We start from the raw sequence: 15499 nt of genomic DNA on the forward strand, positions 1-15499 counted from the left end.
CTGCTCCTATATACCTTATCATTTTAGCATAAAAGGCACTGTATCGGCTTTTTTATTTCTATCAAACAAACAAAACACAAAATAATTTATTCGAAAACATGATAATTGAATGTTTGAGTGTTCTCAGAACGAGTTAAAAATGCTTCAATTCCATTTATAGATTCCACTTTTAATTCTATTTCAATGTTTTTTGGAAGGTAACGATTTGCTGCATCCGTAATCTGCTGTGTAAAAGCAATGATTTCGGTTTGACCGTAAAATTGGGTCATAATATCAACATGCAAGGAGATTATCTTGTCCTCTTGATACAAGCCAACTCCCGTCACTCCGCTTAAGTTAGGAAAAAATAACTGAATTTCATTTTTAAAGTTATTAAATTGTGTATTAACATCCGTTTCTTCTCCATCAAAAGTCGGGAATAGAATCCTTTTCTCATTTCTTTGAATCCATTCTTCGACGGTTCGACCTTCAGTAGATTTACCTTCTAATACGTAATTGCCACTTGCCAAACTATCCTTTGGTGATTGAAGAAAGATCCCTACAACAATTGGAAGTGACTCTACTCCAGTTTCATCTCGTAAACGAGAAACAATTTCATTTCCATAGGATTTGGCTTCTTTTAATATTGTTTCAAGGTCTAGTGATTGTTCGTAGAAATTAAGATTTGAATTTGAATCTTTCACATTATAATAGTCGATTTGATTCATGGCCAATCCAACCGCAATCCCACCTAATTCAAATCCTTTTTCTGTTTCAATCATGAAGTCTTGTTCTACTATTTGTGATAAATATTGTGGACTTCGATCGGTTGAATCTATTAATTCATTTGATTCTGGATTCAAACCTTGCGGATTATCCTCTGATTTCCTATTAATCCAACTAAGAGCCATTTCCTTTGTAATGATCTGTCCTTCTTGGAAAAAGTATTGATCAGTAGGAAACACTTTTTTAGCAACCTTCAATAAGTCCGTTTCAAAAGCTTTCATATTTACAGAAGAATTTAAATCCAGACTTACACCACGATTTTGGCTGGATTGATATTTCCCATCAACAATCAATGCACGATAATAGTCATCAGAAAGTTGATTGGGAGTTGGTTGTACGGGGACAACTGTCTGGGTGTTATCATTGGTTACTGTACCTTCTGGCTGATTATTTATAGACGTACAGCTAGTTAGAAATAATAACACCGATAAGACTCCTCCTAGTTGCCAAACTCTTCTACTCTTTTTCACTTCATTCACTTCTTTCTAAGTGTCTAAGCATTTCTTCTTCTGTCCAAACGGGCACATGTAATGATTCGGCTTTCTTCAATTTACTTCCCGCCTCTTCACCCGCTACTAGAATATCTGTTTTCTTGGAAACACTTCCTGTGACATTTCCACCCAGATTTTCAATCATTTCCGTTGCTTCTTGTCTATTAAAGTGTGTCAATTTCCCTGTGAGAACTACTGTTTTCCCGTGCCAAACAGATTCAACTTCTGTCATTGCAACTACTTTTTTCTTCTTTCCTGTATACCTTACATTTACCCCAGATTTTCTAAATTCTTCAATCAAATCTGCTACTTCAGGTAAACTAAAATATGCAACAACACTTTCAGCAATAATCTCACCAAACCCTTCGGTCGCGATGATTTCTTCTTTGGTAGCTTCCATAATTCGATCAATGGTCTCAAATTCTTCAGCTAACATTTTAGCCGCTTTTGAACCTACATGACGAATCCCCAGTCCAAACAGCAGACGTTCGAGTGAGTTGGTTCGACTTTTATCAATTGCAGCTAAAATATTCTGTGCTGATTTTTCTTTTATTTTATCCATTTGAAGTAAATCATCCATCGTTAGTGAATAGAGACCAGCAAAGTCTTGTACCAGTCCTTTTTCAAACATTTGACTAACAACTCGAACGCCTACCCCTACAATATTCATTGCATTCCGAGAAACAAAATGAGACAAGCCTTCTTTTAATTGCGCCGGACATTTTGGATTGATACAACGCAAAGCAACTTCGTCTTCCAAGTGAACCAAGTGGCTATGACAAGCTGGACATTCTGTAGGAATCGGATAGCGTTCGCTTGTATCTACTCTTTTTTCTACGAGTACTTTTTTATCTCTGGGATAATATCACCTGCTTTATGCAGAATGACCGTATCACCTAGACGAATATCTTTTTCTTGTAGTAAATCTACATTATGGAGACTAGCACGTTGAACGGTACTTCCAGCAACAAAAACTGGATCCATTACTGCGGTGGGAGTTACAACTCCAGTCCTTCCTACCGACCATTCAATGTCTCTCACGACTGTTTCCGCTTCTTCAGCGGGAAACTTATATGCAATAGCCCATTTTGGTGCTTTCACCGTATAGCCAATTTCTGCTTGTGTTTCAAAATCATTTACTTTGATAACAATTCCATCAATTTCATACGCGAGGTCAGTCCGTTTAACGCTTATTTCTTCAATAAAAGACCAAACGTCTTCAATAGAGTCAAATTGTTTTCGTTCTGCATTTGTACGTAGTCCTAGAGTGGCTAATCGTTCCAATAACTCTGATTGAGAATGGACTTCTAATTCTTCAAAGTTTGCTGCACTATATAGAAACACGCTCAGATTACGATTTGCTGCGACACGAGAATCAAGTTGGCGTAAGGAGCCTGCCGCTGCGTTACGAGGGTTGGCAAAAACATCCTCTCCTTTTTCATCTCGTTCTTGATTGAGTTTCATAAAAGAAGATTTGGGCATATAACACTCTCCCCGCACTTCAAACGAAATCGGTTCTTGTACTCGTAAGGGAATTGCTTTAATCGTGCGTAGGTTTTGAGTAATATCTTCCCCTTCTACACCATCACCACGGGTAGCTCCTCTTGTAAAAACGCCATCTTCATAACGTAAAGAAACAGCTAAGCCATCTATTTTTAATTCACATATGTATTGAATAGGTTTGGCTGTTAGTCCTTTGATTCGTTGATCAAAAGCCAATAAATCCTCTTGATTGAATGCATTCCCCAAACTAAGCATAGGAACATCATGTTGTACCTTTTCAAAACCGGGTAAAATTTCTCCTCCAACACGTTGGGTAGGAGAGTCAGAAGTAATCAATTCCGGATATTCGGTTTCGATTGCAACTAGTTCCTGATACATTTCATCGTAGTCCTGATCAGAAATACTTGGTTTGTCTAAAACGTAATACGCATAACTATGCTTTTGTAGCACGGAACGCAAATAGAATACACGTTCCTCTGCCTCAGCAATCGGCCATTTTTCCATCTATTGCGGCAGATCTTTCCATATATTTTCATTGAGTTGTATGGAAAGATAAACTGCCTTCACTCCTCTCGATTACTACATTAGAATGTGCTACATTTTCTCAATAGGTGCAAATGATGCCAGCAAACGTTTAATTCCAACATCTTTAAAGGCAATATCCAGTGTCAGACCATCACCTTCACCCGTTAACTGGACTACCGTACCGACACCCCATTTTTTATGACTTACTTTATTGCCTACATTCCAATCTAATGCTTCCGCTCCACTTGTTCCTGTTTGGGAGACAGATTGTGTTGGTTCACTCTTTTCATTCTTTTGATGCGGTTGACTGAATGCTCGATCATATCGCTCGTTCTTCTGACGCCAACGAGAAGTTGGAACGTTTTTTTGAGCACTTTTGGGAGTAGAATTTGTTTTCAATAACGATTGATCCATTTCTTCTAAGAAACGAGAGGCTGGATTATTTTGAACGCGTCCATACAACATACGAGAATATGCATTTGTTAAATAAAGTTGTTTTTCCGCTCTAGTAATTCCCACATATGCTAAACGTCGTTCTTCTTCCATTTCATGTTCTTCCATTAATGAACGGAAAGACGGGAAAATCCCTTCTTCTACTCCAATAATAAAGACAACAGGAAACTCTAGTCCCTTTGCAGCATGCATCGTCATTAAGGTAACTTCTTCTTGAGGAACTTCCTCCACATTATCCAAATCAGATACAAGTGCTAGGTCTGAAAGGAAATCCGTCAAGCTCGTCGGCTCTGAAGTAGTTTTTTCAAATTCTTGTGTAACCGTAAGAAACTCATTCAAGTTATCGATTCTAGCTTCTGATTCTAACGTATTCTCTGCTTTCAAGCTTTCCATATAACCAGATTTTTCCAATAATTCTTCAACTAATTCGGTTATCGAAACGAATTCTGACATATTTTGTAATTCTTGGAGTACTCGATAAAATGTATTAATTTCTTTGGCAGCTCTTCCACTTAAAGGCGACATCTGAACATTCTTAGCCGCTTCGAAATAAGAAAAATCATATTCATTTGCAAATCCATATAATTTTTCTAAGCTGACATTTCCAACGCCACGCTTGGGTACGTTAATAATTCGGTTAAAACTCAAATCATCAGCCGGATTGGCTATCAAATGTAAGTACGCTAAAATATCCTTTATTTCTTTGCGATCATAGAACTTATGTCCGCCAACCATTTTATATTGAATATTTGACTTTACTAAGGTGTCTTCTACAACACGTGATTGCGCATTGGTTCGATATAAAATAGCAAAGTCTCCGTATTTATGCTGATTGTTTCGAACTTCTTCTTGCATGACAGAGACAATATAGCGAGCTTCATCATGCTCGGATTGGGCTCGATAATAGATAATTTCTTCACCTTCTGGATTATCGGTCCAAAGTTTTTTATCTTTTCGATTTTGATTATTTTGGATGACATCATTAGCGGCTTGCAGTATTTTTTTGGTAGAGCGATAGTTTTGTTCTAGTAAGATTACTTGGGCTTTTGCATAGTCTTTTTCAAAGTTCATGATATTTTCCATGTCTGCTCCACGCCATCCATAAATACTCTGATCAGCGTCTCCTACTACACAAATATTTTTGAATTTTTGTGCTAGCAATTGCACTAATTTATATTGTGCATAGTTGGTATCTTGATACTCATCCACATGAATATAATGGAATTTATTTTGATAATATTTTAGGGTTTCTGGATGGTCCTCAAATAACTTAACCGTTAGCATAATTAAATCATCAAAATCCATTGATTGTGCATTTTCAAGTGCTCGTTGATAGGTCTGGTAGCATTCTGCAATAATATTATCAAAATAATTGTCATGTCCATTTGCAAATTCTTTAGGTGTTTGTAATTCATTTTTTGCATTTGATATTCTCGCCAAAATCATTTTCGGCTCAAATTTTTTAGAATCCAAATTTCGTTCTTTTATAATTCGTTTCATCAATGATTTTGTTTCACTCTGATCACAAATCGTAAAGTTTTTTGAGTACCCAATGTGTTCTGCTTCTCGCCGAAGGATTCGTACACACATGGAGTGAAAGGTGGATACCCACATATCATTTCCTGCGGTCCCTACTAAACGAGTAACTCGTTCTTTCATTTCTTTTGCTGCTTTATTTGTAAAAGTGATGGCTAAAATATTCCAAGGATTTACTTGTTTTTCTTCTAGTAAGTATGCCATACGGTGTGTTAAGACACGCGTCTTTCCACTACCTGCTCCCGCCATAATTAAAAGCGGACCTTCAGTTGCCAATACGGCTTCTTTTTGTTTGGGGTTCATCCCATTTAAGAGTTTATTTGGTTGCACAATTGCCATCCTTTCTACTTGCTTCTTCTTTATATTTGTTTATTTATTCATAGGTTATTTTGAATATGTATCATGTTCTAGTCTATCATTTTATAGGTCCTACAGCAATAAATGGTCCTGCTTATATATGGTGCTTTATTAAATCTTTTTTAGTTGTTTCTTTTTCAAAATAAAAATGCTTCAGCGGAAAAACGCTGAAGTCATTTTTTATTCTTTAGGGAGCTCTGCCTCTTTTTCATCCAAAACAGTAAGATGTCCCACTTTCCTTTCTGGTTCTTTCGCAGCCTCTCCATAGAAGTGGAACAACCATTCAGGATGAGCTTGAATATCTCTTAATGCCTTTTCAAATCCTTCTTCAAGAACCGGATAACTCTTATTAGATTTCCAAAGAGTAATTTCCGGAAGAGGAAACCCACAAATAGAACGAACGAGCAATTCATATTGAGAAACATTACAGGCATCTACTGAATAATCACAAGATTCATGTGGATATAAAATAATTTTCTTTACATATACAGCACCCGCAGCCGTTATAAATAATTCTACTGTTAAAATTCCAGGCATTTGTAAAGAACGCGCAATCGTTTGAGCAACTTGTTGAATCGCTTCGTTTATTTCTAAATCAATTTGTGCAGGCGTTATGGTTGTTTGCAATATTCCTGCTTTATAAATCGTATGAGAAACGGGGAAATGAGTAATATTCGCTTCCGTTGATCCCATTGCCACCGTTATTGCTAATTCTTTTTCAAAAGGAATCCAAGCTTCTAACATACACGTACCTGTTTGAAGAAGTTCTCTGGCTTTTTCAAAATCTTGTTCACTATAGAGAACGATATTTTCTGGTTTATTTCTTTCTACACGAACAGGTTTTAAAATAGAGGGGAAACCTATTCCAGTGGCAGCATGTTGAATATCTTCAAGATTTGTGATGGTAGCATAGGGAGCTACATTGATATTTAGAGATTCTAAAAAAATCTTTCAATCAAACGGTCTTCCATGATACTAGATACATCTGAAAGTTGTGGAATATCAATATAAGGTTGTAGTGATAAGAGTAAATCAACATCTATTTTTTCAGATTCATACGTCAAAACATCAGACTTCTCTGCTAAACCCATTAAGTCCTCTAGTTTTAAAAAGCTACCAAGGATATACCAATCCGCCACTTGAGCAGCTGGACTGTCTTTTTCATTTGTTAAAACACCTACGAAGTATCCTAACTTTTTTGCTGCCAAAGCAATCATCCGAGCTGTACTTCCGCCACCAATAATCCCAATGGTTTGACCTGGTAAAATCTTTTCCGTCATTTACTTCCCCCTATTCCGCCTTTATGACGATTGATCATACTGATATAATTCGTATTGCTCTATTAATTCAATTATTTTTTCATGATAGTTAGGATCAGTTGCATATCCTGCTGTTTGCAAAGCTTTTGCTGCTTCTTGATACGTACTTGCTTGAAGAACACGATGGTATAACGTGTTATCCCAACTAGTTCCTTCTGCCATTAGTTGAGCATGGTCTTCAATAGAGTCATAAAAACTATCATAAACTTTAAAAGAGGCTTGAACCGTTATTGCTTTTCCATTTACATATTCGGTTGTTTTCATTAAGGCTGATTGAGAGGGATCATTTGTCTTTACACCATACAGGTTATTATAAAGAATGGTTAAGTCACTTTTCCCCCAGTCAGATTCTAAAATGGCTTGAGCAATGCTAATGCTTGCCCATACCCCGTATTTTTCTTTCATTTGTTGAGATATGAGGCCTACTTCTTCTACAAAAGCTTCTTTTTCTTCTAGAACACTTCGGGTTTCCCCTCTCATCATTGGATTTTGATATCCATTTGTCAAAGATTGAACAGCCATGTAAATAATTAAAGCTGCAAACAAGAAAGGAATGATCCAATTAAGGAAAAAGGACTTTTTCTGTTTCTTTTTTTAAATTGATTTTTCTTTCTCATTTCTTTCTCCTCATTTACTATTCATCGACTACCCATTTTCATTCTTTATTTTTGCACGGATTTCTTCATTCTTTTTCAAAATTTCGACATACTCTTCTAAAGTGAGCTCATTTTCTTTTATATAACGAGCATGCTCTATACCGACATAACGGAAATGCCATGATTCATATTCAATAATGGTTATGTCTTCTTTTCCACGAGGATACCTTAAAATAAATCCATAATCAGCTGCATGTTCATGTAACCATTTGCCTTCTGCAGTATCTTCAAACTCTACGACTAATCCATCACCAAGACTATCGAGAACAGGTTCTGTAATGTCAACTGCCAACCCTGTTGAATGTTCACTTGCATGTGGCAATGCAATATACTCTTCTGTTTCTTGAGTAGCTTCTTCTTCTGAATAGCCTTTACTTATATTCGATTGATACACCGAATCATAAATTTCTTGTTGGCGAGCGATACTTCGATAACTAGAAATCAAGATAAACTGAAGTCCTTGTGCTTCACCATCCGCTATCATTTTTTCATATGATTCCGCAATTCGACTATCAATTATTCTTCCATTCGCTGTGTAGTAAGGCTCAAATTCAATATCTTTTTCCAATTGATTATAGCGATTCACTAGAACCAAATTCCAATCAGAAGAATGGGCATTTGGTGTATCAATTAGCTGTTCCTCTAGCTCTTCTTTTACTGTTTGAGAAGAAGATTCGATTTCTTCACTATTTTTTGATTCTAATATAGATTCTTCCGTACTAGATTGAATACTTGTATCTGTTTGAAAAGAACTAGTTTCTTGACCAGTGTCTTCTGTTTCGGTTCCACATGAAGTAAACAGAACGATACTAATCGAAGCAGCTACTCCTATGAACAGGTTTCTCCATTGTTTTTTCTTTTTTCATGATGCCTATTCGCCATTTTCGTACCTCTTTTATCTTTTTGTTTGTCTATTATGATAACACAATGGGAACAGGATATCCGAGTAATTCTAAATAAAATTCTTTAGAATTCAGTTTACTTTTTAGTTTCTTTTAATTCTTGAATGGTATCTGGATTATTTTCAGACATCCATTCTAATAGATCAATTTTTTTAGCTTCAATTTGATGACGAATAACACTAGGTAAACGAAGATCCAAAATATCTTTGTAACTCCAAAAGTCATAATTAGTTTCCAATCGTAAGGTCGTAACCGCAGACTTTCGCACAGAAACGTCCTCTTTAGGGTTCTCCGTACTATGCCATTTCACTGATGCAATTCCTGTTTTAAGCCATTTTTTTGCAATTTGATATTTAAGGAAATGATATTCTCGAACAGGTTCTTCCGCAACTTCTGGTAGAATATCTGCATTTCGACACACCTTTTGTACGAGCATCCATTCATAGTCTGTAAAAAGCTTCGCAACAACTTGCATATTATCTGGCTTTAATCCGTGTTCTCCTTTTTTCCAACGATCCCAACTTTGAGAGGATATCCCTAATTGCGTCGAATAAAAAGCTTTCTCAGTCACATACTGTTCTTTGATGGCATGTAAAACAATTGTTATCAATGCTTGGTTCATCATTTTTCCTCCTCATGATTTACTTACCTCATTATACACCTAACACGTGTAATAATCTTCTAATATCTAATAAAAGTAGACGAAAAAGAAGAGCTTGAGACAAAAGTCTCAGGCTCTTCTTGCTTCTTAACCATTTTCAGTAAAAGGCAGACCCTACGTCTACTTCACGAATCTAAACGCCTTTTATTCCGCTCTTTTTTTATCCTTGTGGTTCTTTGTACATAATCGAACCAACTTCAAAACCTTTTTCTTCTAAACTACTTTGTACACCTTCAACATCTTTACTATCGAGCTGGATAACGACTTGAATTAATCCTGTTTTCCGATAGACCGCAATTTGTTGGATACTAATTTCTGATTCTAAAAATAAATCAGTTACTTCTTCCAACACACCACGTCGGTCTTCAGGCACATTGACTACAACTCGAACTCCAGGTGTATAAAAACCTAAAACATCAATAAAGGCATCAAACATATCTTTGTCTGTGATGATTCCTACCAATTTTGAACTTTCTTCTACTACTGGTAATACCCCTATATTGTGTTGTCGCATCATCACTGCGGCTTCTTCTAACAATGCATCTTGATGGATTGTTATTACTTTTTTCTCCATAATGTCTTCTACATTTGTTTTATTCAATAAATAATTGACTTCGTGCATATCTAAACTCGTCATCGTTGAAGGAGTATTTCTGCCAATCACTCCTTCCGTAATCAGACCTACTAGCTTCCCCTCTTTTACAACAGGTAAGCGATGAATATGGTGCTCTTTCATTAAATCCAATGCATCCAATATTTTAGTTTTTGGATCAATGGTAACTAAATTATTCGACATATAACTTTTTACATCCATGGATTATCCTCCTAGATATGCTTTTTGAACTTCATCACTCTTCAATAAATTTTCTCCCGTATCAGCCAAAACAACTTTTCCAGTTTCAAGTACATATCCGCGATTGGCTACTTGCAAAGCTACATTCGCATTTTGTTCTATTAAAAGAATGGTTGTCCCTTGTTTTTGGATTTCTTCGATAATATGGAAAATCTCTTTAATAAAAATAGGTGCTAAGCCCATTGAAGGCTCATCTAAAAGCAATAATTTAGGTTTCGACATTAATGCTCGACCCATTGCTAGCATTTGTTGCTCTCCACCTGATAAAGTAGCCGCATCTTGATTTTTTCTTTCTGCTAAAATCGGAAACCGATCAAAAACATGTTCTAAATCAGCTTTTAATCCAGACTTATCTTTACGAGTAAAACTGCCCAAATCTAAGTTTTCTTGAACCGTTAATCCTTTAAAAACGTGTCTGCCTTCTGGGACTTGGATTAATCGTTCTTCTACAATTTTTCGAGAAGGCATTTTAGTAATGTCTTTCCCTAAATATTCAATGGATCCTGAAGTAGAACGGACAAGTCCGGATATGGTTCGAAGAATCGTAGATTTACCAGCACCATTTGCACCAATTAGCGTTACGATTTCTCCTTCCTCTACTTCAAAAGAAACATCTTTCACTGCTTGAATCATACCATAATTGACCGAGAGGTTTTTTATTTTTAACATCCTAGTCTCCTCCCAAGTAAGCTTTGATTACCGCTGGATTTTTTTGAATTTCTGCCGGAGTTCCTTGAGCAATTAAACGTCCATATTCCAAACAATAAATTCGCTCACAGACGTTCATTACTAAAGACATATCATGCTCAATTAAAACAACGGTTATAGCAAATTGTTTTTGAATTTTTTTAATTAGTTGAGTTAACTCTGCTGTCTCTTGTGGATTCATTCCAGCTGCAGGTTCATCTAAAAACAAGATTTTTGGTTGAGTAGCGAGCGCTCGAACAATTTCCAGTCTTCTTTGTTCTCCGTATGGCAAATTGCGAGCCAATACATCTACCTTGTTTTCCAACTCAAATATTTTTAGTAGTTCAATAGCTTCTTCTTTCAACATTTCTTCATTTCGATAAAATTCTGGTGTTCGAAATATACTGTTAAAAATATTTGTTCCTTTTCTACTATGTAAAGCAATCCGCACATTATCAATGACAGATAAATCCTTAAATAAACGAATATTTTGAAAGGTTCGTGCCAATCCTAATTTCGTGATTTTATAAGGTTTTTTCCCATTTAGTCTTGTCTTTTCACCATTTTCTTCCAAATAAATATCGCCTTCTGACGGTACATATACTCCTGTCAAAAGATTGAAGAACGTAGTTTTCCCTGCTCCATTTGGTCCAATTAATCCTACCAACTCATTTTCTTCTAAATGAAAATCAACATTGGAAAGAGCTGCTAATCCACCAAAGTTTTTTGTTAGATCCGTTACTGTTAATAGACTCATGTGCTTCCCTCCTCATCTGTTGTCAGAGGTTTCTTTTTACGACTCAAACGATTCAGTAGTGCCGAAATGGTAAACTCTTTGGTTCCTAATAGTCCTCCTGGACGGAATACCATAATTGCAATCAGTGCCAATGCATAAAAAATCATTCGTAGATCTCCTAAAGATTGAAGACTTGTATTCAAAACCCCTAAAGCAATCGCTGCAACAAAAGTTCCAGTGATACTTCCAATTCCACCAAATACAACAATAATTAGAATATCAATCGAACGTTGGAAGGTAAAGTCACTTGGATTAATTACACTAAAGAACGTTCCATACAAAGACCCTGCAATACTTGCAGTTGCTGCCCCTAGCATAAAGGCTACTACTTTGTAAAAAGTTGTATTCACGCCCATAGACTCCGAAGCAATCTCATCTTCTCGAATAGATATAGTGGCCCGACCTGGGCTACTCCGAATGAAATTAACAGTAATAATTGTAGTCAGAACAACGGCCCCAAAAGCCATCATGGTAAATGTCAAATTAGATGAAAATGGAAAAGAAATTCCAGTAATTCCCCGTGCCCCATTTGTTACATCTGGTAAATTGATAATAATAATTCGGATGATTTCTGCAACTCCTAGTGTAGCGATAGCTAGATAATCTCCTTTTAATCGTAAAGTAGGGATTCCTACTAAGAGAGCCACAGTCATAGATAAGATACTTCCAACAACTAATCCTAGTAAGAAGCCACCTATTCCATCGACCATTTTCCCAATAACGGCTCCACTATACGCTCCAATGGCCATAAATCCTGCATGACCTAATGAAAACTGTCCAGAAAATCCGATTACTACATTTAAACCAACCGCAAGAATTATATTAATCAAAATAGTCATTAATGTGATTTGGTAAAAAGGAGAAATGAGTCCTGAAGTAATACCAAAATAAAGAGCTAGCGCTCCGATTACGGTAAGGATGAGCCAGCCTGCATTATTTTTATTAAATTGTTTCATCTGTACTCACCTACACTTTCTCTTTACTATTTTTCCCGAAAATACCTGATGGTTTTACAATCAGGATTAAAATTAGGATTAGATATACAACGGCATCTTTAAACATGGATCCTCCATATGCACTAACAATCGTTTCAATAATACCAATTAAGTATCCACCGACCATCGCACCTGGTATGATTCCAATTCCACCGAAAACTGCTGCAACAAAGGCTTTCAAGCCTAACGTTACTCCCATTAATGGGTCAATTGAATTATAATATATTCCTACTAATACACCTGCTGCTCCTGCCAAAGACGACCCCAGCACAAATGTAAATGAAATAACATTATCAACATTAATTCCCATTAACTGAGCTGCTTCCATGTCCGTACTTACTGCACGCATCGCTTTTCCCATTTTACTATATTTAATAATGAACTGTAGAACGGCCATCAAAAAAATAGTTGTTAAAATAATGGTGATTTGTTGGGAGTTGATTGTAATATTTCCTAATGAAAATACCCGATTTTGTAAGGTAGTTGGAAAAGCTCTTCTTTGTGATGTCATAAAGTAAATCATCAGGTTCTGCAATAAGTAAGAAACACCAATTGCAGTAATCAGAGTTGCAATTCGAGTTGCTCCTCGTAATGGTTTATAAGCAACCTTTTCTATAATCACTCCTAACAAAGCGCATAGTGTCATCGAAATTAAAATAGCTGGAATGAGACCCAACCCTACATTTCGAATGAGTCCATAACCAATATATGCTCCTACCATATAAACGTCCCCGTGAGAAAAATTGATTAGTTTTATGATCCCGTACACCATTGTATACCCTAGTGCAATCAGTGCATAAATACTTCCTAGTGAGATTCCATTTATCATCTGTTGGATAAAGCTCTCCATGTTTACACCTCTCTTATTTAAAGCTTTTTTAACTACTTATCTACAAGTGAAGAAGAGGCCGAGACAGATGTCTTAGCCTCTACTCACATATAATTGGAAGAAGATACGAAAAGAATAAGTTTGTCTTTCTTTTTTATTATTTCGGAGAAACGACTGTGTTTCCTACCTCTTCACCATTTTGTAATTCAATTACATATGTATCTTTAACTGGGTTATGATTTTCATCTAAGGAGAAAGTTCCTGTTACTCCTTCAAAATCAGTTGTGTTTGCGATTGCTTCTGTTACCGCTTCTGGATCAGTTGTTCCTGCTGCTTCAATTGCTTCAAACAAAAGATTAGCTGCGTCATACGCTAATGCTGCAAATGAGTCCGCATCTGTGCCATACTCATCTTCATAAGCTGCTAAGAAATCTTTAACATTTTGGTTTTCACTGTTTGGAGTAAAGTGACCGGTATAGTAAACATCATTCACATTACCTGCACTAGCCAATTCTACTAAAGTTGTATTCGCAAAACCATCTGGTCCTAAGATTGGTTGATCAATTCCCATTTCACGTGCTTGCTTAATCAATAGACCTGCTTCTTCGTAGTATCCTGGGATAAACAAAACATCAAAATCTTTTGAACGGATATTCGTCAAAATTGCTTGGAAATCAGTGTCTCCAACTGTAAAGTTTTCTTCTGCTACAATTTCGCCAGTAAATACATTTTTAAATGCATCTGCTAGACCTAAACCATAATCGGTTGAGTTATCCCACAAGATAACAGCTTTATCAGCACTTAAATCGTTTTGGGCAAAGTTAGCTAAAACTTCTCCTTGGAAGGAGTCTTGGAAACAAACACGGAAGATATATTCTAGAACAGATTCTCCTTCTTGCATCGTTACACTATCTCCAGTTGCTGCAGGTAAAATTGCAGGAACTTTTGCTCGTGTAAGAGCAGGTGTTTGTGCGTTTGCATCTCCAGTCGTTGCCGGTCCGATAATTGCGGATACTTTATCTTCTGTAGCTAGACGAGTAGCAATACTAGCTGCTTCTGAAGGGGTTGACGTATTGTCATAAGAAACATAGGTTACATCTTCTCCTAATACTCCACCTGAATCATTCATGAGATTAACAGCGAGCTTCACAGCTTGATCCATTGGTGTTCCATAAGCACTTGCTCCACCAGATAACTCAAAGTTTCCGCCGATAACGGCACTTTCACTTGAACCTGTGCTTCCAGTAGTATCTCCTGCTGAATCTGTTTCTGCACCATTACCGCAAGCAGCGAGTAACAAAGTAGTTGCTAGACCTAACCAGTATTTTCTTTTCATTATAATACCCTCCACTTATCAATCTCATTGATATTTTTTATTTTTAAATAATAAGAAAAAAACCATCGTTTTCTCCTTAAATTTTAATGTTCATAGTATAGAATATTCTGACAACTTAAGCAACTCTTTTCATTAATTTTTTTTAAATTCTTTTTGTTACCTTTTTTTATTCTTTTACTATCGTTGATTTAATGATGATTCCCTCCACAAACAAAAGAATTTATCTTTCAAAAGTTAATTTACAAAGAGGACCTTATGTTATACTAATGATTAAAATCTCAAAAGATAATGATAGGTGGAAATCAACGTGCTTAAACTAAATCCTGATAAATTGACGATTGGTAGACGAAATTTAAAAACCAGTTTAGCAGCTGGAATCTGTATCCTCCTTTTTCGACTTTTACAAAGAGGAAGTCCTATGCTTGCCTGTTTAGCAACTGTTTTTGCTCTGAGAGAAGATAGTGCACGATCTTTTCACTTTGGTATCAGGAGAGTCGGGGCAACCTTATTGGCAGCTATTCTTGCTCTTTCCCTTGTTTATACAAAACAAGTAACGGGATGGACTTTTTCTGTGGACCTTTTCGGGGTCATGATTGCTATTGTTTTATTTATTATGCTGTGTAATTTTTTAGATTTAAGCCCAGCAATTGTTGGTGGAATGGCTGCTTTCTTTGTAATTTACTTCAACACTGCTTCTCACGAATCTTTCCTATACGCGAGTCAACGGGTATTGGATACTTTTATTGGTTCTCTCGTTGCGATAGGAGTTAATCTAGTATTTCCACCAAAAGGATTAAAGAAAATAGAGAATCCTTAAAATTAAAAAGAGAGACCG

Annotated in this window: 14 protein-coding genes and 1 pseudogene; 1 reads left to right on the plus strand and 14 read right to left on the minus strand. The window is 36.3% G+C overall.

Translation table 11 applies throughout. The features are described from left to right. Positions 1-86: 86 nt before the first annotated feature. The 14 genes and pseudogenes from LZ578_RS10835 to LZ578_RS10900 form a co-directional block, all read right to left on the minus strand. A complete protein-coding gene (locus LZ578_RS10835) occupies positions 87-1190 on the minus strand; it encodes a CamS family sex pheromone protein (protein WP_235145192.1) in 1104 nt (367 codons plus the stop codon). 46 nt (positions 1191-1236) lie between these two features. After that, positions 1237-3263 (minus strand): annotated as a pseudogene (ligA, locus tag LZ578_RS10840) (NAD-dependent DNA ligase LigA). A gap of 90 nt (positions 3264-3353) precedes the next feature. Then, positions 3354-5606: a DNA helicase PcrA gene (gene pcrA, locus LZ578_RS10845; protein ID WP_396326760.1), complete on the minus strand. Its 2253-nt coding sequence runs from the start codon at positions 5604-5606 to the stop codon at positions 3354-3356. A gap of 204 nt (positions 5607-5810) precedes the next feature. Then, a complete protein-coding gene (locus LZ578_RS10850) occupies positions 5811-6578 on the minus strand; it encodes an ATP-grasp domain-containing protein (RefSeq protein ID WP_311198625.1) in 768 nt (255 codons plus the stop codon). Next, on the minus strand, positions 6569-6910 hold the full coding sequence (locus LZ578_RS10855; protein WP_235145194.1) for a hypothetical protein: 342 nt from the start codon (positions 6908-6910) through the stop codon (positions 6569-6571). Before LZ578_RS10855 ends, LZ578_RS10850 begins: the two co-directional genes overlap by 10 nt. A 21-nt stretch (positions 6911-6931) precedes the next feature. After that, entirely contained in the window at positions 6932-7495 is a 564-nt protein-coding gene (locus LZ578_RS10860; RefSeq protein WP_235145195.1) for a glycoside hydrolase family 73 protein, read from the minus strand. 99 nt (positions 7496-7594) lie between these two features. After that, complete coding sequence (locus LZ578_RS10865; RefSeq protein ID WP_235145196.1) at positions 7595-8191, minus strand: D-alanyl-D-alanine carboxypeptidase family protein; 597 nt, start codon at positions 8189-8191, stop codon at positions 7595-7597. 392 nt (positions 8192-8583) lie between these two features. Continuing rightward, on the minus strand, positions 8584-9132 hold the full coding sequence (locus tag LZ578_RS10870) for a hypothetical protein (RefSeq protein WP_311198577.1): 549 nt from the start codon (positions 9130-9132) through the stop codon (positions 8584-8586). 196 nt (positions 9133-9328) lie between these two features. Next, entirely contained in the window at positions 9329-9982 is a 654-nt protein-coding gene (locus LZ578_RS10875) for a CBS and ACT domain-containing protein (protein ID WP_235145197.1), read from the minus strand. 3 nt (positions 9983-9985) lie between these two features. Continuing rightward, positions 9986-10690 carry an ABC transporter ATP-binding protein gene (locus LZ578_RS10880; protein WP_235145198.1) on the minus strand — a complete coding sequence of 235 codons (705 nt, stop codon included), beginning with the start codon at positions 10688-10690 and terminating at the stop codon, positions 9986-9988. A 1-nt stretch (position 10691) separates the two neighbouring features. Next, entirely contained in the window at positions 10692-11465 is a 774-nt protein-coding gene (locus LZ578_RS10885) for an ABC transporter ATP-binding protein (protein ID WP_235145199.1), read from the minus strand. After that, the gene (locus LZ578_RS10890; protein ID WP_235145200.1) at positions 11462-12460 is read right to left on the minus strand and encodes a branched-chain amino acid ABC transporter permease; all 999 of its coding nucleotides are present in this window, start codon (positions 12458-12460) and stop codon (positions 11462-11464) included. The genes LZ578_RS10885 and LZ578_RS10890 overlap by 4 nt, the downstream gene beginning before the upstream one ends. 10 nt (positions 12461-12470) lie before the next feature. Then, entirely contained in the window at positions 12471-13349 is an 879-nt protein-coding gene (locus tag LZ578_RS10895) for a branched-chain amino acid ABC transporter permease (RefSeq protein WP_235145201.1), read from the minus strand. Between the two features lie 136 nt (positions 13350-13485). After that, positions 13486-14664, minus strand: coding sequence for an ABC transporter substrate-binding protein (locus LZ578_RS10900; protein WP_235145202.1), 1179 nt, complete (start codon positions 14662-14664; stop codon positions 13486-13488). A 307-nt stretch (positions 14665-14971) separates the two neighbouring features. On the opposite strand from LZ578_RS10900, the gene LZ578_RS10905 reads away from it, so the two are divergent. After that, positions 14972-15481, plus strand: a complete 510-nt coding sequence (locus tag LZ578_RS10905; protein ID WP_235145203.1) for an aromatic acid exporter family protein — start codon at positions 14972-14974, stop codon at positions 15479-15481. Positions 15482-15499: the final 18 nt, after the last annotated feature.

Origin of the sequence: Jeotgalibaca sp. MA1X17-3 (genome assembly GCF_021513155.1) — a bacterium.
Classification (GTDB): domain Bacteria; phylum Bacillota; class Bacilli; order Lactobacillales; family Aerococcaceae; genus Jeotgalibaca.